At 51.7% G+C, this 25108-nt stretch carries 12 protein-coding genes and 1 CRISPR repeat array; of the genes, 7 read left to right on the top strand and 5 right to left on the bottom strand.

Annotation, left to right across the window (positions count from 1 at the left end; genetic code table 11):
• Nucleotides 1-9: 9 nt before the first annotated feature.
• On the bottom strand, nucleotides 10-2229 hold the full coding sequence (locus tag BOC67_RS18335; RefSeq protein WP_291912185.1) for a sensor histidine kinase: 2220 nt from the start codon (nucleotides 2227-2229) through the stop codon (nucleotides 10-12).
• Nucleotides 2230-2360: 131 nt separating this feature from the next.
• Between BOC67_RS18335 and BOC67_RS18330 the strand changes: the two genes are divergently transcribed.
• Both BOC67_RS18330 and BOC67_RS18325 read left to right on the top strand, forming a co-directional pair.
• Complete coding sequence (locus tag BOC67_RS18330; protein ID WP_291912183.1) at nucleotides 2361-2849, top strand: hypothetical protein; 489 nt, start codon at nucleotides 2361-2363, stop codon at nucleotides 2847-2849.
• Between the two features lie 203 nt (nucleotides 2850-3052).
• Nucleotides 3053-3937, top strand: a complete 885-nt coding sequence (locus tag BOC67_RS18325) for an SDR family oxidoreductase (protein ID WP_291912181.1) — start codon at nucleotides 3053-3055, stop codon at nucleotides 3935-3937.
• Between the two features lie 7 nt (nucleotides 3938-3944).
• On the opposite strand, the gene BOC67_RS18320 is transcribed toward BOC67_RS18325, so the two are convergent.
• From BOC67_RS18320 to BOC67_RS18305, 4 genes are all read right to left on the bottom strand, one after another.
• Complete coding sequence (locus tag BOC67_RS18320; protein WP_291912179.1) at nucleotides 3945-4784, bottom strand: helix-turn-helix domain-containing protein; 840 nt, start codon at nucleotides 4782-4784, stop codon at nucleotides 3945-3947.
• Between the two features lie 135 nt (nucleotides 4785-4919).
• Nucleotides 4920-6607: direct repeats of the CRISPR family, unit length 36 nt; unit sequence GGTGTATCTACCTCTCAAAAAGCAGGCTTCCACACC.
• A gap of 58 nt (nucleotides 6608-6665) precedes the next feature.
• Nucleotides 6666-10133: a hypothetical protein gene (locus BOC67_RS18315; RefSeq protein WP_291912176.1), complete on the bottom strand. Its 3468-nt coding sequence runs from the start codon at nucleotides 10131-10133 to the stop codon at nucleotides 6666-6668.
• Between the two features lie 26 nt (nucleotides 10134-10159).
• Entirely contained in the window at nucleotides 10160-10804 is a 645-nt protein-coding gene (locus BOC67_RS18310) for a hypothetical protein (RefSeq protein WP_291912174.1), read from the bottom strand.
• Between the two features lie 93 nt (nucleotides 10805-10897).
• Nucleotides 10898-14998, bottom strand: coding sequence for a two-component regulator propeller domain-containing protein (locus tag BOC67_RS18305; RefSeq protein ID WP_291912171.1), 4101 nt, complete (start codon nucleotides 14996-14998; stop codon nucleotides 10898-10900).
• Nucleotides 14999-15435: 437 nt separating this feature from the next.
• Here BOC67_RS18305 and BOC67_RS18300 point away from each other — a divergent pair, with 437 nt between their 5' ends.
• The 5 genes from BOC67_RS18300 (at nucleotide 15436) to BOC67_RS18280 (ending at nucleotide 25098) form a co-directional block, all read left to right on the top strand.
• Entirely contained in the window at nucleotides 15436-17394 is a 1959-nt protein-coding gene (locus BOC67_RS18300) for a family 43 glycosylhydrolase (protein ID WP_291912169.1), read from the top strand.
• Between the two features lie 88 nt (nucleotides 17395-17482).
• Nucleotides 17483-20545 (top strand): TonB-dependent receptor, encoded by a 3063-nt coding sequence (locus BOC67_RS18295; protein WP_291912167.1) that lies wholly within the window; start codon nucleotides 17483-17485, stop codon nucleotides 20543-20545.
• Between the two features lie 12 nt (nucleotides 20546-20557).
• Nucleotides 20558-22510: a RagB/SusD family nutrient uptake outer membrane protein gene (locus BOC67_RS18290; RefSeq protein WP_291912165.1), complete on the top strand. Its 1953-nt coding sequence runs from the start codon at nucleotides 20558-20560 to the stop codon at nucleotides 22508-22510.
• Between the two features lie 402 nt (nucleotides 22511-22912).
• Nucleotides 22913-24502: an ABC-F family ATP-binding cassette domain-containing protein gene (locus BOC67_RS18285; protein ID WP_291912164.1), complete on the top strand. Its 1590-nt coding sequence runs from the start codon at nucleotides 22913-22915 to the stop codon at nucleotides 24500-24502.
• A gap of 5 nt (nucleotides 24503-24507) precedes the next feature.
• Nucleotides 24508-25098 (top strand): TetR/AcrR family transcriptional regulator, encoded by a 591-nt coding sequence (locus BOC67_RS18280; RefSeq protein WP_291912163.1) that lies wholly within the window; start codon nucleotides 24508-24510, stop codon nucleotides 25096-25098.
• Nucleotides 25099-25108: the final 10 nt, after the last annotated feature.

The following is a 25108-nucleotide window of genomic DNA, read 5'->3' as shown; positions in this document are numbered from 1 at the left end:
GGTGCTTTATTAGTTTACAGAACATTCAATAGTAAAAGAGGCGCCGGTGCCGGGGGAAGAGGATACTTCCAGGCTGCCCTGCAGCATTTCCGTACGGGACTGGATGTTGGCCAGTCCTGCCCCTTTGAGCGCGGCTAGTTCGGATTGGTCAAATCCCTTGCCATCATCTTCCACCGTCAGGAAGATGCGATGGTCGCTTTGTTGCAGCTGCACAAGGATTTGCGTAGCGCCGGCATGCTTTACGGCGTTATTCACCAGCTCCTGCATAATGCGGTAGAGCGTTACCTGTCGCCCGTGGCTCATATCATTCCGGTAATTATACACCTGGCAGGTAACGGGTACGCCTGATTTCTTCAAACCGTTGCAATACTCGCGGGTGGCTTCTCCCAGGCCATAGGTAAGCAGTACTTCCGGCATCATGCTGCGGGCTATGCGGCGCAGTTCGTCCACGGCATTATCCAGGTGGCGCAGGGTTTTATGGACGATAGTTTGTTGCGGAGAAGTGGATGCCGGGGCGTTCAATGCCGACAATTCAATTTTTACCCCGGACAATAATCCGCCAAGTCCGTCATGTAAATCCCTGGCGAGGCGGGTACGTTCCTGCTCCTGGCCTTCCAGCATGGCGGAGAGCATGGATATCCGGTGTTCCTGTTTGATCCGGTCCAGTTCCAGGTTGTGGAGCTGCTGCTTTTGTTTCAGCGCTTTGGAGCGCTGTTTAAAGGCAAAATAGAGGAAGGCCGCCGCCAGGAACAGCGCGATGGTAAGTACGGAGTAGATCTTATTCAGCTTGCGGTTATAGGCGAAGCGCTGACTCATGACTTTCAGCTCCTGTTCCCGTTGCGATGTTTTGTAGTTGGCGGTGGTGAGGGCCTGTTGCTTCATTTCCGTTTCATACTTGGCATCCAGCAGGGCTTTATCCTTCAGGATGGCCGTGTACCGGGCTTCCAGCAGGGCTTTGTCTTTCTGGCCGGAGAGGTAGCGGGCCTGTATCAGCTCCTTATTGCGCTGTTCGGCGAGGAGGCGTATTTGCAGCAGGTTCTTTTCCTTCCGGGCCATTTCGTATTTGGCTTCCAGGTCTTTGGCCTTGTTCATTTTTTCCACGTCAAAGAGTTCCTGGTAGAGGGTCATGTACTGTTTGTAGTTCTGCAGGGCCAGGGCGGTGTCTTTTAGCTGTTCATACGCTTCCGCCAGGCCCAGGTGGGATTGGGAGAGGTTGTATTTATCGAACAGCGGGTCTTTGGCGCTTACCAGGATGGCGCCATTGAGGTAATTGACGGCCGACTGGAAGTCCCCGCGTTTGAAGGCCTCGGAGGCCAGCTCATTGTACACCCCTGCTTCCACGGCGAATTGTTTGGTAAGCTTACCTTCCTGCAGGGCAATGTTATTGTAATAGTCCACACTGTCCTTATTGGCAGGGGTGGGCGGCATATTTTCCCGGAAGATATTGGCGATCCCGATGGCGGAAAAGGGAATATTGCTGGGCGTTACGATCCGCTCCCGGTTGGACCTGGCGAGGTGCAGGGATTTGCGCATATAATACAGCGCGGAGTCCAATGCTTCTTTGCGGTCATTATTTTCCCGGTAGAGGTTAATGAAGTAGCCTCCCCGTTCCTGGTTGGCGCTGATGAGCTTTTCCAGCTGTTTGAGCTGGATGGCGGCGTTGAGGGAGAGGCGGGTGTATTTTTCGACGTTGACCAGGTCGTACCATTTGAAGTACACGCCTGCCAGTTCGGAATACACGGGCTGGATATAGGTAAGGCCGTTAGGAGCCTTTTCCAGCACGTCCAGGGCTTCCTGGAGGGTGTGGATCGCGTCCGTTTCCTGCCGCTCGCGGACCTGCAGCCAGCCTTTCATGTACAGCACATAGCCTTTCATGAGTTTACTGTTGGAGTGCCGGATGTACATGGTGGCGCTGTCCATATGCCGGTAGGCGGCTTCCGCATCCCCGGAGATGTAGTAGGAAGCTGCCATCATGCCATGGGTATGGGCGCGGTAGCTACCGTCCTTCATGGGGGCGGCCAGCTCCAGGGACTGGCGGAGGATGTCCAGCCCTTCCTTCCAGCCGGTATTAAAAAACACGACCTGTCCGAGCCGGTCCATGGCGTCGATGCGCATTTCCAGCGGCAGGTCCTTGCGGGCTATGACTTTCCTGAGCGAATCGGCCAGCAGCTGGGCCTGGGCACAAACCGTAGCAGTCAGGAAGGCAATGGTAAGCAGTAAACGGTACAAAATAGATCAGTATTTATCAATTACCTGCAAAATTACTATAGTATAGGAATTAAAAATGGCTGATTTCAGGGATATCGCCAAGCTCCCTGGTCAGCTACTTTTGTGGTATCAAAATGAAAAACTCGATTAAAATGAAAAAAGTAAACAGCATCCTCGCGCTCTTCGGAGCAGCCCTTATCAGTATGAACGTTGTAAGCTGCGATACCGCCGTTGACCCTGTGGAACACAACAATAAGCTGATGACCGTGATGAACGAGAATGAGAAAGATATGAATGCCATGAACGGCGCCATGAGCAGCCAGGACTACGCCAAAGCGGAAACTGTGCGCAAATCCTGGTCCGAGCACCTGGATAAATCCATTGAAACCGTTGGCAAAATGAAATCCATCGACGACGCCGGCCTGAAAGACGCTGTCACCCAGGGTCTGAAAGACTACAAAAAGCTGGCGGACGAAGATTATAAAACATTGATTGATCTGCGTACCAAGGAAAAAGGCGGGGATTTGACCGTACAGCCGCAGATCCAGTCCACATTGGATAAAATCAACCACTCGTTTGAATCCATTGGAAACAAGATTAACCAGGCTTCTGACGCTTTTGAGAAAAAAGTGAGGAAGTAGTTATCGAAAAACCCCAATTTTTGTTGCCCGGGAGGGGGAGGCGCGTAAGCGCTGACCTTTTCCCGGGAATTTTTTGTGTTTAGATGCAGGCATTTTTTTGAAGAGGTTCCCGGATTTGTAGCTGGGTAATACCCGGCAGTTTCGTTTTCTTACAATTTTATCGGTCGCCGATCATAGAGTTTTGTGGTATAAATCACAAAGCTATGAACACAGAAAAAACACATGCAACGATCCTGCTGACAGGAACAACTGGTAAAATTGGAACTGTACTCGCGAATATGCTGGCGGAAAAGGGTATTCCTTTCCGTGCGATGGTGCGGAATGCGGCGGATGCAGCCAGGTTTTCACATATGAAGGGTGCAGAAGTGATAGTAGGAGATTTTGATAACCCTGATTCCCTACGCCACGCAGTAGCGGGGATACAAAGCGCTTTCCTGTTAACCAATTCCACAGCCAGTGCGGAACGCCAGCAGATTACTTTTACGGATATTGCGGCGGCAGCAGGAGTGAAGCACCTGGTGAAGTTGTCGCAATATAAAGCAGATGCTGCTTCTCCGGTGCGGTTCCTCCGTTACCATGCTGCCGTGGAAGCTCATATAGCAGCCAGCGGTATGGCCTATACCTTCCTGCGGCCAAATTTATTTATGCAGGGCTTCTTGTTATTCCGGGATAGTATTATACACAAAGGCCAGTTCTATGCGCCTGCAGGGAATGCAAAAGTAAGCGTGGTGGATGTACGGGATATTGCTGCGGTGGCGGCAACAGCGCTTACCACTGACCGCTGGTATAATAAAGTGTTGGATATTACAGGCCCGGAATCCCTTACCCATTATGAATTGGCAGGTATTTTATCTGAAGTAACAGGCAAGGCAGTACGCTATATTGATGTAGCTCCCGAAGATATGCTGCAGGCGGTATTGTCCTTAGGTTTCCCCGAATGGCAGGCGGAGGGGCTGATGGAAGATTATGCGCATTATGCCCGCGGAGAGGCGGCTGGCATCAGCAATGCGGTGCAGGAGGTAACGGGTAAGGCTGCACGTAGTTTTGTTGAGTTTGTAAAGGACCATGCAGGTTATTTCAAAGGTTGATTACCCTTTATTCAGCACCGGCATTTCTTCCTGAACCGGGTACAAAAAAATTATCTTTTAATGCTTTAATAAATTGCTGCGGTGTCGTTTCCAGGTAATACCTGAAATCCTTTATCAGGTGGCTCTGGTCATGGTAGCCAAAGGTGGCGATCAGGTCAAATACATCAGGTATTTTTTCTTTTTGGGAGATAATAGTGTTAACGACTGCTTTAAACCTGAGGAACCGCAGCAATTCTTTCGGTGAATATCCCGTGTATTTCTGGAATCTTAACTGAACAGTTCTTTCTGAAATATTCGCATTGGCGGCAATCGCTTTCGCCGGCTGGATGACAGGGTCGTGAAAGTAGTTTTTGCCTGCCAGCAGCGGGCCTGAACCAGGGTCATTGTCTGTTACCCGGGATAGCAGGTATGCATTGAGCATCTCTATTCTTTGATGAATATCGGCAGCCTTTAACTCCTCCCACAGCTCCTGTATATACGGCAATGTTACCGGGAATACCACGTCCTGATATTGATCAATGGGCGTGCTGAATATCCGGTAAAATCCATTGAGGTGGAAGTTGAGCACGATGGCATCCGTGCCGGGAGGCAGCTCGTAATTGAGCATTTTCCGCAGTGGACCTATCGCTGCTGCTTCCTTGATTTGATAGGCTCCTGGTGGTTCGCTGCCAAATGAGAAAGGTATATCAGCGCCAAAATTGATCACTACCATCATTTCCAGGTTAGGGGAAAGATGTTTACGAATAGGGGTGCTGCCGGCAGGGTTGAAGATATGGTAATAATGCGTGATTACCTCCTGCAGGGCAGCGGCGGATTTGTAGAGGTTGCCGTGTTCGTCAGTGATCATGAGTGGTTTGGTTTAGGGCAAAGGTAGGGGATATGAGCTTTTCAAAAGAGGCTATTTACATTAGGAGCGAAATGTAGGCTACTTTCAATAGTAAGCCTTCAGACCTTTATCGTGGTTATTTATGTTTCGGTAGTTGGTATATCTACCTGTCAAAAAGCAGGCTTCCACACCCATGGGAGGCGAAAAAGTTAGATCGTGAATGGTGGTTCTACCTCTCAAAAAGCAGGCTTCCACACCGTGTTATTGACACCATTTTCCCGTCTGAAAGGTGTATCTACCTCTCAAAAAGCAGGCTTTCGCACCAAAACTCCTGGAGGGCCACTATGACAACAGGGTGTATCTACCTCTCAAAAAGTAGGCTTCCACACCCAGTAAAAAAGAAAGCCTTACAATTAGTCAGGTGTATCTACCTCGCAAAAAGTAGGCTTCCGCACCTGTGTGTTCCGACAGTTGGCAGCAAGTCCGGGTGTATCTACCTCTCAAAAAGCAGGCTTCCACACCTAAAAATGGCTACAGTTAAGGTTCTGTTGAGGTGTATCTACCTCTCAAAAAGCAGGCTTCCACACCCATATACTGGTTAAGGCGACCGCCAGACGTGGTGTATCTACCTCTCAAAAAGCAGGCTTCCACACCAGAAACTACATACCATGTATCAGGAGAAGGGGGTGTATCTACCTCTCAAAAAGCAGGCTTCCACACCCATGGCCGACCTGGGAAATGAAGAAATCAGGGTGTATCTACCTCTCAAAAAGCAGGCTTCCACACCACGGTTGTGGTCCATCCTTAGCAACGGCAGTGGTGTATCTACCTCTCAAAAAGCAGGCTTCCACGCCTTTGCCAGTTAATGCCGGTAATCAGGCGGAGGTGTATCTACCTCTCAAAAAGCAGGCTTCCACACCGCAAGTCTATATTAGGCTGTTATTGGCTGGGGTGTATCTACCTCTCAAAAAGCAGGCTTCCACACCCAGCAGGTACAAAGAAGTAATTGGTAAAATGGTGTATCTACCTCTCAAAAAGCAGGCTTCCACACCTTTGCCATCACAGAGGCTTCAGGTATCGCCGGTGTATCTACCTCTCAAAAAGCAGGCTTCCACACCTCTATTTCTTTATGGGCCTTTATTTCTACGGGTGTATCTACCTCTCAAAAAGCAGGCTTCCACACCAGAAAAAGGACGTAGCGAAGGATCTGCCGGGGTGTATCTACCTCTCAAAAAGCAGGCTTCCACACCGAGTTTGCCTACGGGCACTTGGACGAAACGGGTGTATCTACCTCTCAAAAAGCAGGCTTCCACACCGGAAGAATTCGCAAAGTAAAGTAGAGAAGAGGTGTATCTACCTCTCAAAAAGCAGGCTTCCACACCCTTAGGGTATTTTGCTTATGCAATAGTACAGGTGTATCTACCTCTCAAAAAGCAGGCTTCCACACCAGAATTCATGAAAGAGAATAAGCCCGTAAAGGTGTATCTACCTCTCAAAAAGCAGGCTTCCACACCTACATACAATTTGGAGATCTTTTTCTTACCGGTGTATCTACCTCTCAAAAAGCAGGCTTCCACACCTATAAGTATAATGGGGAGCTGTGGGTTACGGGTGTATCTACCTCTCAAAAAGCAGGCTTCCACACCGAGGCTATGATCCTCTATAACGGCACTCTGGGTGTATCTACCTCTCAAAAAGCAGGCTTCCACACCGAAGCATTTTCGCTAACCTCAGCAAGGTTCGGTGTATCTACCTCTCAAAAAGCAGGCTTCCACACCATAAAAGGAGGTGGGTGAATGACTGGTGTGGGTGTATCTACCTCTCAAAAAGCAGGCTTCCACACCCACTCTCCTCTCAATCCCTTTCCCATCTTACATCTCCCTTAATCATATCCCCAAAAAATCACCCATTTCCCAACTCCACATACCTCGAATGATCCTTTTTTGCATGCAAATCCTCCTTTATCCCCAACACTTCCCTCAATTTCGTCCCGGGCCTCGTCATCCATGAAAAGCTCCCTGCCTGCGGTATATCATTATGCAACGCAATATTCCTGTTACTCGGATCGCCGTTCAACTCGTCACGGATAATATCCAGGTCCTTCCAGCCAAGGGTTTGCGCGAGCTCGAGGAGTTTCGCGAAATTGTAGTGATGGCAGGCCGACCCGGGCGTCTGACAAGTTACGAGCAGGTGTTGATGCAGTTGGTTTAGATCTCCCCCAAATAAACTATCAGCAGCGGTTGATAAAACTTTACGTTCAAAATTCAGTATCGCTGCCGCAAATTTTTTCCCCGTACGCCGTACGAGGCTGATTTCATCCCGCAGGATGTCGAATGAAACCGGATGTTGTAAGGAACCGTCGGGGAAGGGGGCGCCCGGATTTATCTTATCAATGGACAACTCGTTATCTGCCCAGATGGCCCTTTCTTTTGTATGGCGGTTGACGTAATGCACGGCGGCGCGGTACAGGTAGTCCTCCAGCGTCCGGAACATCATATCATCCAGCTGATGCAGGAGTACAGTGGTGTAGATAAACGGCTGCCCTCTCAGCGGGAAGGTGATGGCCACCCGGTGCAGATTGCCAACATGGTATTCCTTCTTCGTGGGGTGGAGCAGCTGCGCTGCCATGTTACTCGTATAGCTGTTGTTTTGCAGGTATTGCTGGGCCATCCACCATAACAACACGTCTTCTGTTAAAGTATCGTTTATAAGTCCTGTCAGTTTTTTCCTGCTGCCGGCGCTAATATCACCGGGATATAAAACTTCCGCTACGGATGCCTGGTAATGCGAAGCGTAAAGCCCTTTCAGTAAAGCATAATTTTTCCTGACGTTTGCAAATATATTATGGGCAGGATGTACCTTTTGCTGGAGATTATCCTTTTCTAAAATTTTGAATTCAGTTTTGCCTTTTCCGTATTGTTTGGAAAAAAATGCCTTCATTACCAACATCGGATGAATGGGGAATGGAAGCACATCCAGGGTTTCCATCCGCTGTTTATGTAAGGCCTGCTGCCCGGCTTCTTGTTGCAGCCCTGCGGGAACAGACAGGCGCAGGTATCTGCAAAGGTCCGCCAGCATGGAAATACGAGCGGCGCCGGTACTTTTGTGTAAAGCGGCTTTTCTCTTGTTTAAATCATTCCTGCGATCTTTCAATACATTTATCAGCAAATCATCCAGGCTTTTTGCACGGAACAGCAGGTCCTCTATCTTTTTAGGAATTTTTGGTTTGCGGCCGGCTAATTTGAACTGCCAATTATAAAGTTGTTCCAGGTTATTCCGCCTTTTTCCTTTTTTGGGTGAAGCAATCTCATAATGGCAAATGCTCATATAATTATATTCATGCTTCCTGAAAAACTTCGGCGCTTTCGTTTTTGCATCCCTCGGCCAATCAAAGAGCTTATACGCTTCCATGATAGCGCGGTTCTTCTCCGCTCTTCGCATGTAATCCAGGTTCTGCAGGATGTTTTGCCATTTCTCTTTGAGCTGGGTGATCCGCCTGTTGACTGCTTCCTCCACTGTTTTCCAGTCACTATCCGGGGCGGGTTTAAGGTAGGGAGATACAAATGCCTCTTCCAGGAGATGGTAAGTGTGGTCTGCCTTAAAGCCGCCGTCCTCTTTAAGCCGGATTATATCAGCCTTCAGTTTATCAAAGAATTCCCTGATTACCTGCTGATACGCTTTCCCATTTTTGCTCAAAACAAAAGCCATTAAATACTTCATCGCTTGCCGGCCAATGCTGAATTGGATAAATTGTTCAAAGTTCTTATCACCGCTGGTATCCCGCCGGATGGCTATGTACACATGGTCATCCTCCAATGTAAGCCGGTACTGGTCCGGTATTTCGGAGGCCTTAAAGTACCGTTTCCTTTTCACGAGTGTTTCATGTTCATTGCCGTTAAGCTGATCCATCTCAAAGTTTTCCACACCCCAATACCAATCGTCGCCGGCGAAATCCATCAGGTAGGTGGCGGCGTAGTGCATAAAACGGTTGCCTGGTCTGAATTTACGGTCGGTGGTGGATACGAGGTCCTGTTGATACACCTGGATGGGTTCAGGGAGCGGCTCGTCTTCCTGGTTGGTCTGGAACGACCGGATGGCCGATATAATCATTTCTCTTTGGTCAATGTCCTCCTGGTAACCATCTTCCAGCTGTTCAAAAAACGTGATACTGGTTTCAGTCAGCAGCCTGCTGCCTCTTAAGTGCTGGTTTTTACGGTCCAGGAGAAAGGCGAGATCTTCCGCCGTGCGATCTTTTAGCCTGGTATTTAAAATGTCGAATAGCTTCTGCCGGCCTTCGATGACGGTACGCAGGTTTTGCAGGAGCGTATCCACAGGGGATTCCTGCAGGACCGTTGCATTAAACAGCTGCATGAGCACCACCAGGCGGTAAAGCATCGGAAAGTCCATCTTAAATTCGTACCCCGGCAGGCCCTCATGCGTAAAGAGTATATGCTTGCGGATACCCGTTTCCTCTTCGTCCGGCGGGGCGAATTCAAAATCTGGCAGCAGTTCAGGATGCTGTTGAAGATATTCGTACAAGTTATCAATATTTTCGATCTTTTTGCCTTTGGAGAGATACAACGGCATCTTCTCCGTATTGCCCCAGAAGTCAGGATAGTCGTTCAGGTAAGAGATCAGCTTATAAGCCGTCCGCGCTTTGAGTACCTGCTTTTGATCCTCCGCCGAAAGCGTGGAAAGCACGCTTTGCTCCTGATGGAAGTGCGCCATGGTAGCCCCATCCCGAAGGGTATAATAGAGATAAATCTTACGTTTGGCACGGAACAGCGGCATATCCGTCCGCTTGAAGCCTCTGCGCTGCTGCATCAGCTGCGAAAGCTGGCCACTGCTGAGGAAAAAGCTGAGGAAGAAGATGCGGCCTTCCACTGTAAGTACACTGCCATTAAAAAGTTTGTACGGTTTATATTCACGCTTACCCAGGAGCGCTTCATAATCCGCCACGGCCGCGGGATCATCTTTAGCCACCATCGCGGCAGCCAGCTTGTACCTATCATTTATAAAGGATACGAGTTGCCCTGAACACTCCAGCACACACGGATCATGCCACTGGTGGGAGTAGAAATTCCGGATATCCTCCACCTTCTTGCAAAGCTCATTGATTATCACTTTATCATCAGGTGTAAGTTCATACCCTCTGCTATTTTTGGCATCTTTATGTGCGCTCCAAAGATATTCCGCCAGTCGCGCCAGCTGCGTGTCAGGATTGGCGGTGGATGCATTGATCGCCTTCCTTATTTCATTCAGGTTGGCAACGGCTATATTGTAATAAATCGCCAGGTCGGCAGTCTTGTCGCCAAAGTCTGTAAAGGCTTCATAGGCAGTGGGGGCACTGCCGCTTTTTTTAGGGTGCATCGCATTAATGTTTATGATGGTGATAATTAAGGTTGAGGTAACAGTTTAATTCTACCGCTACTTTGCCGCTCATGGGTGAAGTAAGTGCCTTCGAGCTGCCTGTTCTGAGGGTTGAAATATAGAATGGTATAGCCCAGGTGTGTTTGTAGTCCATATTTTGCATGCTCGGCGCTCTGTAAATTACCATTGTTCGTAAAGGTGTACGACAGTTGGAATCTACCATCGTCCAATTTTACCAGGTCTGCAGCGCCACTGCTGAAGGTAGAAGTAGGAGTAGGGTCTGCGGCGTTATTGAAAACCTTCCCGGTAAGATAAATGCCATTGAGGTTTTGTGAGATGCTTACCAGGAGGTGCTTGGTGACATGGCCCAGCTGCGGGTCATCGTTGATATGGAAGGTGGATACCAGTTCGCCTGCATAATTGCCCCGAAGGTCGTGGAGGCCCAATAATTTCAGGTAAGGCTTCCACATGAGATATTTATTAACCGGGCCGAAGAGAAGTCGTACAAGTCCACCGCTGCTGAGTAATAGTGCGGCTTCTTGCCATAAAGTTAACGGCTGGCCGAAATAATCCGCGATTAGCGTGCGTAACAAGAAATTTACTACGACAATAATGCAGAACAACGTAAATAACACGCCGGCGGGATAATACCTGAAATTCAAATTTTTCATAATCTTAAAAACACAAAGGGATTGCTTTGGTGGTTTACAGCTAAGTTTGAGCGCTCAGCAAAACGAATATAAGCAAATCCAACGTAATACCCATCACCCCTCCTCCGACACCCTGTCCTTCGCCACCTTCCTCCTCAACTGCACATACGCCGACGGCAGCATATTATACTTCGCCTTAAACGACCGCGCAAAATAATTCGGCGTCGCAAACCCCACCGTGTACGCCACCTGTGCAATATTCATATCGCTTTTTTCCAGCAGCACCGCCGCCCGCTCCAGCTTCACGGAACGGATGAACTCTACCGGCGTTTGCCCCGTCAGCTCCAGCAGCTTGCTGTACAGGGAGCTTCTGGACATGCCCACATGCCGGCTGAGCGCCTCTACAGACAGCTGCGTGTCCGTCAGGTTGTTTTCCAGGTAGGCCATGATCTCCTTCATAAAGCGTTCGTCCTCCGGCTGCACTTCCGGCGCCGGCGCTGATACGCTGATCTGCTTGGAATAGGTGCGTTTGGCGCAATGGTTCAGCGTGAGGAGATTCTTAATTTTTGAATGGAGGATTTCTACGTTGAAAGGCTTCAGGATATAGTCATTGGCGCCGGTTTCCAGGCCTTTCAGCTGGTCCTCCTCGCCGGTGATGGCCGTCAGCAGTATAAACGGAATATGTTGCGTGCGTTTGTCGTTCTTGACTTTTTTGCAAAGGTCCATGCCATCCATGTATGGCATGCTGATGTCGCTGACGATCAGCTGCGGGTGTTGGGCCAAGGCCTTCTGCCAGCCTTCCTTCCCGTTGCTGGCTTCTATTACCCGGTATTGCAGGCGCAGGTTGTCCTTCAGATAAAACCGCAGGTCGTCGTTGTCTTCCACGATCAGTACTACCGGTAAATCCGTGTTGTTGCCAGGGGTTGGTATGGTTTGGGGAGAGACGTCCGCTGCCGCCGCCTCTTCAAGCGGAAGTTCCGGCTGTAACGGCACGATCGCTATACCGGCGGTGGCGGCAACCAGCGGAAGGGTAAGTATAAAAGTACTACCCTTACCCGGCTCACTGTCCACTTTGATTTCTCCGTCATGCATGCGGGCAAACTCCCGCGTGATGGACAGCCCGATGCCGGTACCTTTATTCACCACCGTAGCAGGCGTGGTATGCTGGAAAAAGTGTTCGAATATTTTTTCCTGCTGATCCTTCGGTATGCCAATGCCGGTATCTTTTACCTTGATGGTAAACCATTCCTTGTCGCCGCCGGCGGGATGCTGGCGCTTTTCAACGGATACGGTGACCTTGCCGCCTTCCAGCGTAAACTTAAAGGCGTTGGAGAGCAGGTTGAACAGGATGCGTTCTATCTTGTCGTGGTCAAATTTTGCGAAGGCTTGGTGTACGCTGGTTTCAAAGCTCAAACTGATTTTCTTCCGCTCCGCCATATCCCGGAACGAATCTGTGGCCTCCTGTACGAAGGAGATGAATTCGCCGTCGGCCAACTGTAGTTTCAGCTCCTGCTCCTCCATCTTGCGGAAGTCCAGCAACTGGTTCACGAGGTTCAGCAAACGCCGGCCATTCTGCCGGATCATCTTCAGCTGGTTGAAGGAATGTTCATTTTTTTCCTTGCGGATCAGCGTATCGATGGGGCCCAGTATCAGGGAGATCGGCGTGCGGAACTCATGGCTGAGGTTAGTGATGAATTTGATCTTCAACCGGTCCAGTTCGTGTATGCGTTCCGCTTCCCGGCGCTCCTGCTCCCGCTCCATCTGCTGCTGCTGTTCCAGGAATTTCTTCTTCACTTTCTGGATGCCTTTGTAACGGATAAACAGCAGTATGCCCAGCACCAGCAGGGTATAAAGCGCATATGCATAGGTGGTGCGCCACAGGGGCGGATGCACGATGATGCGGATGGATTTTCCTTTTTCGTTCCAGATGCCGTCGTTGTTGCTGGCTTTTACCTGCAGCACATATTCCCCGGGATCGAGGTTGGTATAGGCTGCCGTATTCACATTCCCTGTATAGTTCCATTCTTTATCAAAACCTTCCAGGCGGTAGGCATATTGATTTTGTTCAGGCGCGGTGTAATTCAGACCCACGAAGCTGATGGAAAAGTTCTGGCGGTAGTCAAGGTCGATGCGGTCGGTAATGGAAATATTTTCCCGGATAGGGCCTTTCGGGGAAGGACTCACGGACCTGTTGGAAATCCGCAGATCGGTAAACAGTACTTCCGGCGCATTGGTATTCTTTTTCAAACCTGCCGGGTCAAAGTAGTTGAAGCCTTCCAGTCCGCCCATGAACACCATGCCGTTGGCTGCCAGTATGCCGGAGCCCCGCACGAAGTTATTATGCTGTACGCTGTTGTGAAAAGTGAATTTATTGAACTTGCGGCTTAAGGGGTCGAAGCTGCAAATACCCTGGTTGGTGGATAACCAGAGCAGGCCGTTGTTATCCTGTATAATCTTATAGATATTATTATTCAAGAGGCCATCTTCCTCCGTGAAGGTGATGAACTGGTTGGTCTTTTTATCCAGCAACCCCAGTCCGCCGCCATAGCTGCCTACCCAGATGTTGCCCTGCTTGTCTTCCAGCACGGAAAAAATCTTATCTCCCGGCAGGTGGTTGCCGGTGGAGTTGTACACGGTGAAATGCTGCAGGGAGCCATCCAGCCGGGCAATGCCGCCGCCGTGTGTCGCAATCCAGAAATTGCCGGAATGATCTTCCAGGATATCCCGGATGTAGGCGTTCATCGGCAGCAGGGATTCGTTTGGGCGCGGCTCGCGGGTAAAGCGGTTGATCAGCCCCAGTTGCTGGTTCACTACTGAAAAGCCGTCCCCGTTTGTGCCTATCCAGATGCGGCCCTTGCTGTCTTCCGTCAGCGTGAAAATATCATTGGAGAAAAGGAAATTGCAGTTCTCCTTCGTGTACTGTTTATACCTGCGGGTGCGCAGGTCGTACACAAACAGCCCGTCGAGGAAGGTGCCCACCATTAGCTGGTTGTTTTTCGTCAGCAGGAGGGAGAGTACGCGGATGCCTTTTTCACAGCCTTTGACGGTGGAGCGCAGTTCCAGGTGTTCGAACGACTGCCGCGCCGGATCAAAGAGGGACACCCCGCCGTTATCCGTGCCTACGTAAATTTTCCCGTTCCCCGTTTCCGCAAAGGAAGTTACAATAGGGGCGGGTAAGCCTTGTTTGTTGAAAGGGTCATGCTGTACCAGGTGGAAGAGGTTGAGGTGACTATCGTATTTAATAATACCATTGCGGAAGGTGCCTATCCAATAAAGTCCGTCGTCGTCGATGTGGATGGAATATACATCCTTGAGCCGCATAGACTGCCCGCTGCCTTTGTCGTACGACAAGGTTTCCACCCGGCCGGTGGCAGGGTCCAGCAGGTCCAGCCCGGAGGTAGAACCTATCCAGACGCGGTTCTGATCATCCACTTCCAGGGCATTCAGGGAATTGCTGCTGATGCTGTGGCCGCTGCCGTCATGTTTATAGGTCTTAAAGCCATGCAGCCCGGGGTCTGTTACAGACAGCCCGTCCGTTGTGGCCAGCCAGATGTTGCCCTTTTTATCTTCCGCCATATACCGCACCACGTTATTGCAAATGCTCTGCGGGTCCGCCGGGTTATGCACAAATTTCCGCAGGCAATGACCGTTCGGGTCCAGCACGTACAAACCCTCGCTGGTGCCTACCCACATTCTTTGCTGCCGGTCTTCCAGCAGGCAGATGGTGGTGGATTTGAACGGCTCTCCGCCCGGCCCGGTAAACGGGGTGATCTTTTTGGTAACCGGATCAATGATATCCAGCCCCGTGTAATGCCCCACCCATATCTGCCCTTTATGATCGCTGGTAATCGCTTTGATCACATTACTGCCGAGGCTGTTGGGGCCCGGCCCTGCGGGAAAGTTGAGGAACTTATCCAGCTTGCGGTCGTACATGCTCAGGGAGCCGCCGCTGGTGCCTACCCAAATGGCGCCGTTCCTGTCTTCATAGATGGCAGGTATTTCATTTGCCGGCAAACTGTTGGGATCATTGTTTTTATTGCGGTACACGGTGAAGCTGCTCCCGTCGTACTTCGCCAGCCCGTCGTCTGTGGCAAACCACATAAGCCCGAAGCGGTCTTTTATGATGGCGTTGATGGTGCTGGACCGTAGTCCGCCCCCGGTACTCAAAGGGGTGAAGTGAAAAGGTTGCGCGTGGACAAGATTAAAAAATGTCAAAAAGACAATTAAATAAAAGGATGTCCTGCTGAAATATGTCAAATTTTGGTTGTTAGCTCTTAAGGTCATACGTGGAGGGCGTTAATGTATTGTTGATCCTATGTGCTTTCCTTACTTGATAAGATCGGTGCTTTTACCGGAAGATATATCCCATTACAAGATACAAATTAAAAGTAATGAATTTTAGCAGCGCAACTGTCGCTTTTCGGTTTTTACAATTCTCTAAAAAAAAGTGTCATGCAGACATTTAAAAAATTAGGTAGTACTTTGCCTGTGTAATGTTTACACTAACCCCGGCATAGGGAACAAATGTTGCCGTCTCTGAACATTTGTTACCATATTTTCAACATTTGAGCCATCCCGCCGCTGCCTGTAGTACTACATTTGAAGCGTATCCCATTTAACACGTTATGAATTTAAAACGCAGCCTTTTAGGCATGGCAGTGTTATGCCTGCCTGTTACATTAACAGCACAAACCAGTTCTACCAGCTCGGGCGAGGATGCAATGGACCCACATTCCCTGGAACGGTACACGAAGGAAATGACCTACGTGAACCCAGTACTCCCGGGGGACCATCCGGATCCCACACTCCTGAAGGTAGGCGATGATTTTTATCATTGCGGTTCGTCTTTTCACTTCAATCCATACCTGCCCATTTATCATTCCAGGGATTTGGTTCACTGGAATATAATCGGCCGGGTGCTGCCTCCTTCGCACTCCACCATGGTGGCTGACCGACCATCTGGTGGCGTGTGGCAGGGAGCTATTACCTATTTCTACGGTTCCTATTGGATATATTTTTCTTCCGGGGGGCAGTGGTTCTCCAGGGCGGATAACCCTGCCGGACCATGGTCCGCACCCGTACCGGTAAAAACCGACTCCGCCACAGGGCCGCTCGGGTACGATAACTCCATCTTCGTGGACGATGACGGTACACCCTATATGGTCATCAAAAATGGCCAGAAAGTAAACCGCATCCGGGCGCTGGGCCGCGACGGGCAGCTGACGGATACCGTCATTAACCTCGACTGGATCAACGCCAAGCTGGAATACAGCTGGGCGGAAGGCCCCGTGATGTGTAAACGGAACGGGTATTATTATTACTTCCCGGCCGGCGATGTGTCCGGCGGGCAATACGTACTCCGCGCCAGCGCCCTTACGGCCGACTCCACCAAATGGGAGCGGCTGGGCAACTTCTTCAAACCCGGCACGGACCCTAAAAATACTTTCAGAGTCCCGAACCATATAGCCGCTCCCGTGCAACTGGCGGATGGCACCTGGTGGACCATCGGGCAGAGCTACCAGAAAACGGAGCAGGACGACTGGTCCGGCATGGGCCGCCAATCCTCACTATACCAGGTAATATGGGAGGGGGACCGCCCCTGGGGCATGCCGCCCGTAAGCACCCCCGTCCTCAAACCGGACCTCCCGCAAAGCGGCATCACCTGGAGAACCGTGCATAGCGACCATTTTGAAGACGGCGCCGCCCTGCACCCCGCCTGGCACTTCCTCGACCGGGCCTCCGCGCAAAAATATTCCCTGACCGACAGGAAAGGCTGGATCCGCCTCCTGCCCGGTAATGCCAAAACCCACCTGGTGCAAAAAGAAACGGAACATTACTATTCCGCCATTACCAAAGTAGAACTCGACGCTACGGACACGACGGACCAGGCAGGCATTTACCTGACCAATGGCAACCAGAAAGTATTTGTGGCTTTTTATACAGGTTATGACGGGGGAAAGAAAATTATCTTCCGGCACGACACCGCCACCTTTAAAGTCCCTAACCCCGTAGGTAAAACCCTGTGGCTGAAAGTTGAAAGAAATGAACACCTGCTCACCGCCTCGTATAGCCGTAATGGTGAGGACTGGGTAAAGGTAGGCACGGTGAACAGCCAGGCGATGGACCGCACCCAGCCTAATTACAACTCCTGGGTAGGTACGAGCGTGGGTCTGTTTGCGCAGGGTAAACCGGCGGACTTCGACTGCTTCATTTACAAAGACGGGCGCAATGCCCTGCCGGCTGTAGCCTATGCGAACTACTACGGCGTTGAAGCGGTAACATCTCCCCAGGGAAAATTTATTACCAACAATACCAACAACGGCGGCTGGATGATGTACGCCGGCATGGACCTGGGCACGCCTGCCCGGCCTTCCAAAAAAATGCAGCTGGAACTCACCGCCACTGCCAACACCCGCCTGGAAGTCTTCCTCGACAGCCTGGGAACAGGCAAGCCCGTGGCGGTTGCCAACATTACGCCCACCGCCGGCAAGCTGAAAAAAATCAGTATAGCTATCGATCAATCATATGGCCAACACGATGTTTTCATTCGCTTTTCACCTGGCGTCAACCGGACAGCCTTAGTCCGTTCGCTCAGTTTTTCCACTTATTAATTCCATTCCACGAACGTTTTAAAAACAATTCATTATGTTCATGTCAACCAATCTACCAACAACGCGATCCTATCTACCGGGGGGAGGTATGGGCCGCGTCCTAACGATTGCTTTGTTCGTCCTGTCAATGTTCTTACCTGCCGCTGTCCTGGCGCAGGCTGCCAGGGTAACCGGTACCATTGTCAACAGCTCCGGCGAACCCGTTGGGTTTGCGTCCGTAGCGGTGAAAGGTGGCAATGCAGCCGTAGTGGCAGATGAAAAAGGCGCTTTCGCGATCAGCGCACCACCCAATGCCACGTTAATCATTACCTCCGTTGGCTTCGAACGCCAGGAAGTAGCGCTCAACGGGCGCACTTCCGTTAAAATCACCCTCACCTCCACGGCCAGCAGCCTGCAGGACGTAGTGGTGATCGGTTACGGTACCCAGCGTAAGGAAGCGGTAACCGGTTCCGTAGCCTCCATCAGTGGCGCCGCCATGCGGGACGTACCCTCCGCCAACGTTTCCCAGGCATTGCAGGGCCGTATGGCCGGCGTGCAAATGGCGCAAACTTCCAGCAGGCCCGGCGCAGCCATGCAGATACGCATCCGCGGCGCCCGCTCCCTGACCGCCACCAACGATCCCCTGATCGTACTGGACGGTATCCCGTTCCCCGGTTCTATCGCTGACCTGAACCCGGACGATATCAAAAGCATTGATGTGTTAAAAGACGCTTCCGCCACCGCCATCTACGGCTCCCGTGGCGCAAACGGCGTTATCCTCATCACCACCAACAAAGGCCAGAAAGGCGCTAAGCCACGGCTGAACTACAACGCCTACTACGGCAACCAAACCGTTTTCGCAAAATACCCGATGATGGACTGGCGCGAGTTCACCACCCTGAAACAGGTGGCCAACAAGTTCCCGGCGCTGGGCGTGGATGAAGATTCTTCCGGAAAAGTGAATACCGACTGGCAGGACCTCCTCTACAGAACAGGTACCGTCAACAGCCATGATATCAACGTTACCGGCGCCGGCGAAGGCGGCAGCTACAACGCCGGCATGGGCTATTACCGCAACCAGGGCGTAATCCCTACCCAGCGCTATACCCGCTACTCCTTCCGCGCCGCCGTGGATCAGATGATTGGCAACTACATCCGCGTAGGCTTCACCACCAACAACAACTATAATATCAACGAAGGCAGCCAGGTAGGGGTAAACCTCATGCTCTCGCCTATTGCCAATCCGTATAACGCGGACGGCTCTACGAAGCGTACGGTAAATACCACCCTGGGCGATAACTATATACTCACCAGGCAGAAAGTAGACAGCCTGCACGATAACGGGTTGTGGCTAAACGAAACGAGGAACTTTGCTACCTACAACTCCGCCTTCGGCGAAGTGAGGATACCCTGGGTGGAAGGCCTCAAATACAGGGTGAACCTGGGGCTGGACTTCATCCAGAGCAACAACGGTAACTATACCGGGCAGGGCGTAAACAGCGTGAATGCCACTACGGAATCCACCGCAGGCATCAGCAACGCCCACACCTACCACTGGACGGTGGAAAACATCCTGACCTACGACCGCACCTTCGCGCAGAAACACAGCCTGAATGTAACGGCGCTGTACTCCGCGGAGCAACAGAAATACAACAACTCCTCCATGTCCGCCAAAGGCATCCCCAGCGATGCGTTCCAGTTCTATAACCTGGGCCATTCCACCGGGGAAATTACCGTGAACCCTGCCAACCAGGGTTATTACATGTGGGGCCTCATGTCCTGGATGGGCCGCGTGATGTATGCGTACGATAACCGCTACATGATTTCCGCTACCCTGCGCTCCGACGCCTCTTCCAGGCTGGCGCCGGGCCACCAGTGGCATACCTACCCGGCCGTGTCCGCCGGATGGAACCTCGGCAACGAAGCGTTTATGCGTGACGTGCAGTGGTTAAGCGCCCTGAAACTGCGCGCCGGTTTTGGCCAAACTTCCAACCAGGCCATCAATCCATATGCAACCCTGGGCGGACTCAGCACCAGGCCGTATAACTTCGGCCCTGAAAACTATGCGATCGGTTATTACGTAACGCAATTGCCTAACGCCAGCCTGGGATGGGAATATTCCAAAACCTGGAACTACGGTATCGACTTCGCCCTCTTCAAAAATCGTTTATCCGGTACCGTGGAATACTATGTGACCAAAACGAACGACCTGCTGCAAAGCGTAGGCCTGCCGCAGACTTCCGGGGTGAACAGCTATACCGCCAACGTTGGTAAGACGGAGAATAAAGGTATTGAGATCACCCTCAACGGTACCATCCTCGATGGCGGCCGCGATGGCGTGACCTGGGACGCCGGCTTCAACCTCTACGCCAACCGTAACAAACTGGTAGCGCTGGCATCCGGCTCCACCAAGGATGAAGGCAACGGCTGGTTTGTTGGCCACAATATCAACTCCGTGTATGATTACAAAAAGATCGGCTTGTGGCAGGAAAAAGATCCTTACCTGAACATCCTCGAACCGGGTGGCACGGTAGGTATGATCAAAGTGCTGTACACCGGCGGCTATAATGAAGACGGTACGCCAAAACGCGCCATCGGTGCGGACGACCGCCAGGTGATTGACCTCGATCCTAAATTCCTCGGGGGCTTTAACACCCGTGTGGCCTATAAAGGATTCGACCTCTCCGCAGTGGGCGTGTTCCAGCATGGCGGTATCCTCATCAGCTCCGTTTACGGCTCCGGCGGCTACCTCAACACGCTGACCACCCGTAACAACAACGTGAAAGTGGATTACTGGACGCCGCAGAATACCGGCGCAAAATATCCGAACCCGGCAGGGCCGCTCAGCGGGGACAATCCTAAATACGGCTCCACGCTCGGCTACTTCGACGCCGGCTTCCTGAAAGTGCGCACCATCACCCTCGGCTACGATTTCAGCAGGAGCGTGATCAAAAGCAAGAACCTGCGGATGCGCGCTTACTTCACCGTGCAAAATCCGTTCGTCATCTTCAGTCCATATACGAAGGAATCAGGCATGGACCCTGAAACCAACTCCTATGGCGATGAAAACGCCGCGGTGCCTTTATCCGGCAGCCTCAGAAGATTGCTGACGATCGGCGTAAATACGCCATCTACCCGCAATTACATCCTTGGTGTCAATTTATCATTCTAAAACAGCTGTCAAATGAAGAATATCCATATAAGCAGAACTTTAACAGCTGCTGCACTGATTACCACGTTGCTGGCAGGCTGTTCCAAAATATTAACGGAGCAGCCCCGCAGCTCCTTTACGCCGGATTATTTCAAAACGGAGAATGGCGTAAAAGGCGGTATCACGGCCCTGTATGCGCACCTGCGTAACATCTACGGGCACGCTTACTACTACAGCGGTTGCCAGACCGGTACGGACGAGGCTACCTACGCGCAAAGCGCGGACGGTAACTTCAAGGACATGGATATGTCCGGCGTAGGGCAGGTAACTTCCACGAGCGCGCCTACGGCCGTGCCCTGGGGCGAATCCTATTCCGATATCAACACCGCCAGCGGTATCATTGAAAACGCTTCCGCAGTGGGCCTGTCGAATGCGCTTATTGCGGAAGCCCGCTTCTTCCGGGCGTTTGATTACTTCCTGCTCGTGCAAACCTATGGCGGCGTGCCGCTGGACCTCGGCGCAGGCGAACTGAAATTTAATACTACGCCGGTGCGTACTTCCAAAAGAAATACAGTGCCGGAAGTATATACGAAAGCTATTTTCCCGGACCTGCTGAAAGCGGTGAGCGACTTACCGGATGCAGGCCGTGTTACCGGCGGGGTGACCAAAACCCTGGCGCGGCTTTACTTATCCAAGGCTTACCTGACCTATGCCTGGTGGCTGCAGAATCCGAACAACATTCCCACCTACCCCGAAACCAGCCGTACGGACCCTGACGGCCACGATGCGCACTGGTACTTCCAGGCGGCGTACGATGTGGCAACGGCCGGTATCGACAACCACGGCTCTTTTGCCTTGCAGCCTACGTTCTACGACCTGGGCGCCGGCGCAAACGACCGTAACAGCGAAGTGCTCTTGTATGCGGACCATACCGAGTCAAGCGAATACTACAACGGTTCCAGCCTGACCTACGGCAGCGGCGGTGCGCCGGACAACTTTGCCGTGTGGATGATGACCTGGAACTACACCCTCATCCGCAGCAGCAAAACGTCCAACACGTGGAGCAGTGCGGCCAGCACCGTACAGCGTGAGGCCGCGCAGGACCTGGGCCGCCCCTGGACGCGTATGGCGCCAACCATCGATGTGGTGGAAAATACTTTTGCCGATAAAGTCAACGATTCCCGCTACGACGGCACTTTTGTAACGGTGTACCGCGGCAACTGGGATAAGGCGGGCGATAACACGCCTACCTATTACAACGCGAACCTGCTGCCGGTAAAACCCGGAGATGCCATCCTGACTTTCCTGGACAGCGAGCCGGCAACGGCGATCAATTATACGGACTGGGCCAGCAAAAACAACGTAGGTGCGGGCGCGTTACCCGGCCGTGCGGATTTCGTGATTTCCCCGCGTGGTATCAGCCGTTTGCGCTACCCGGGCTTGTGGAAGATGGGTACTTACCGCACGGATAATGCGGGCGGGCTGGGCCAGCCGAATGCGGCCAGCACGCGGCCTTTCAACATTGCCAAATTATCAGAGCTGTATTTCATTGCTGCGGAAGCAGCGGTGAAAGGCGCTACTACCACGGCCGGTAAGTCCGCCCGGGAGCTGATCAACGTGCTGCGGGCCCGCGCCGGCAAATGGCGTTACAGCAATGCGGACAATGCGCCGAAGATACTGGATCGCAGTGCGGAAATGATGGCGGCTACACCGGCCACTATTGATATCAACTACATCCTGGCGGAGCGTTCCCGCGAGTATTACGGGGAAGGCTACCGCTGGTACGATCTCGTACGTACGCAGAAGTGGGGCGAACTGGCGGCCACCTACAGGATTGGCGGGGTGAACATCAGCGACCATACGCCGCAAACCGTTACCCGCACCATTCAGCCGTTCCACTACCTGCGGCCGATTCCGCAGGGCCAGATCGATGCGATGCAGATGACGGATGCGGAAAAGAAGGCTTATCAGAATCCTAATTACTAAAATATTTCCCGAACCTATCAACACAGACAAAAGTTCGTGGATCTTCGCAATGTTAGGAAGGGCGTATCTACGCCCTTCTTTTTTTTTATTTTTTTAGGGAGAAGTCAGCGCTGCCGGGCCAGCTGGTACCGGCCTTATCGAAGTGGCGCTAGGGTAGTGCCGGATCACGGCATGCCAGCTGAAAGGAGGCACTCCGCCATTACCCCCATGGCAACCTTTTTCCCCCGGATGGTCGGGAGGGCGCGGGGCATTGCACTTCACTGTCAATATATGGCATACCGCCCCGTTTAATTGTAGCGAGGACGTTTCATTTTTTTATTTAGACATTTTTGTCTAACAAAAAAATAAAAATAGCATCTTTGCCTGACAGGATTAAAGTATTAACGATAAAACTTATCATCCGTGGGCTTGATCATTAAATCGCTGCATTACCTTCATCCGGATAATGAGGAGCTGTTCCGCGACCTGGATTTAATTTTAAACGACGGGGAAAAGGCGGCGCTGGTGGGTATCAACGGGGCCGGGAAGTCGACCCTGTTGCGGATTATATCGGGTAAGCTGGACCCCGCGTCCGGGAAAATTATTCATACGGAGCAGCCCTGGTACGTGCCCCAACACCTGGGGGAGTATGACGACTGGCGCATTGCGCGCGTACTGGGCGCAGACGGGAAGCTGGCCGCCCTGCAGGCCATCCTCAGCGGGGATACCGATCCCGCACGCTTCACCGACCTGGATGACGACTGGGACATTGAAAACAAAGTGCGGACGGTGCTGCAGAAATGGGACCTCGGCCACATCAGCGAAAATCGCCTGATGGGCAGCCTCAGCGGCGGGCAAAAAACGAAAGCCTTCCTGGCGGCGATGGAACTGAACAGTCCGAAGCTCGTGCTGCTGGACGAGCCTTCCAACCACCTGGATGTGAAAACGCGGCTGAAGCTCTATCACCTGGTACAGCAAAGCAAGGCCACCATGCTGATTGTCAGCCACGACAGGGCTTTGCTGAACCTCATGAACAAAACCCTGGAACTCAGTGAGAAGGGCATGGAGGTGTTTGGCGGCAACTTTGACTTCTACCAGCAGAAAAAGTTGGAGAAAGTGAATGCCTTACGGGCACGGCTAAACGAACAATCCAAAGCTTTGAAGGCCTCCGAAAAGAAAGCGGCGGATATGGCCAGCCACCGGGAGCAGCAGGAGGCCAAAGGCCGTGCAGCGGGGCTAAGCAACTCCCTGCCACGCATCATTGCCGGCGGCCTGAAAAATAAAGCGGAGCGCAGTACCGCCAGGATGCTGCACGCGCATGAGGAAAAGATTGCTTCCCTGCTGCAAAATATAGAGGAGATCCAGGCGCAGATAGAGGAGTATGAAGTGCTGAAGCTGGATATCAGATCGCCGGAAGCCGCGCCGGGAAAGGTTTTGATAGATATGGAAAATATCAGCTTCAAATACGGCGAACAACTTTTGTGGAATAATCTTAGCTTTCAGGTTAAATCCGGCGAGCGGGTACAGATTCAGGGAGAGAACGGCAGCGGCAAAACGACCCTGCTGAAAATCATCACCGGGAAGCTGCAACCGCTGCAGGGGAGCTATCGCCACGGGGGATTTTCGCATTTCTACCTGGATCAGAACTACTCGTTGATTGATCCCCGCCGCACTGTTTTTGAGCAGATAGCCGAATATAACCGCTGCGGGCTGGATGAGGAGGAACTGAAGGAATTGTTGATTTATTCCCAGTTCAGGCCCGGGGACTTCGATAAAAAATGTGCGGGGCTCAGCGGCGGCGAGCGGATGAAACTCACGCTGAGCTGCTTATCCGCCAGCAACCAGGCGCCGGATGTGCTCATCCTCGATGAACCGACGAACAACCTGGACATCAAAAGCCTGGAAGTCCTTACTTTGACCGTGAAAAATTTTGAGGGTACGCTCATCGTTATTTCGCACGATGATTATTTTATCAACGAAATAGGCATTGAGCGGAGCATTAATTTAACTTAAATGATATGCCATTAAAAAATACAGGCACGGAACAACTGATTAAAGATACCGCCAGGCGGCTGTTATTCGCCGAAGGGAAGCTGCATGCGACTACGCAGGAAATTGCGGATGCTGCCGGCGTGAACCGGACGGGGCTGCATTATTACTTCCGTTCCCGGGATCAGCTGATCGCCGCCATATTCGACGAGGCGATGCAGGAGCTGAGCCAGCGGCTCAACGATTGTATGATGGCGGATCAGCCGTTCAAAGCCAAAACGAAACATATCATCAGGGTGTTCCTCCGGCATATGGTGGCTTTCCCGTACCAGGAAACCTTCCTGGTAACGGAGATAAATACACTGGGGAAAAAGCTGATTGCGAATATCAAGTCGGACCCGGTGAAGGCGTATTTGCATGAAGCGGCCGCGGAGATGGAGAAAGGGCATATTCAAAAGATGGACCCTGTGCATTTTTTGATGAATTTATTTTCGTTGTTATCGTATCCGCTGATTATGGCGCCGTTGTATAAGAAATTGTTCCAGGTGTCCGCGAAGGAGTTTAATGCGTTGATAGCGGAGCGGGAGGGGATTATTATGGGGATGTTGTTTAAGAAATAAAAAGCCTTCC

The sequence above is a fragment of the Chitinophaga sp. CB10 genome (assembly GCA_001870995.2).
Lineage (GTDB): Bacteria > Bacteroidota > Bacteroidia > Chitinophagales > Chitinophagaceae > Chitinophaga.
The sequence above is the reverse complement of the archived record's forward strand: the minus strand, read 5'-3'. Positions and strand labels throughout refer to the sequence as shown.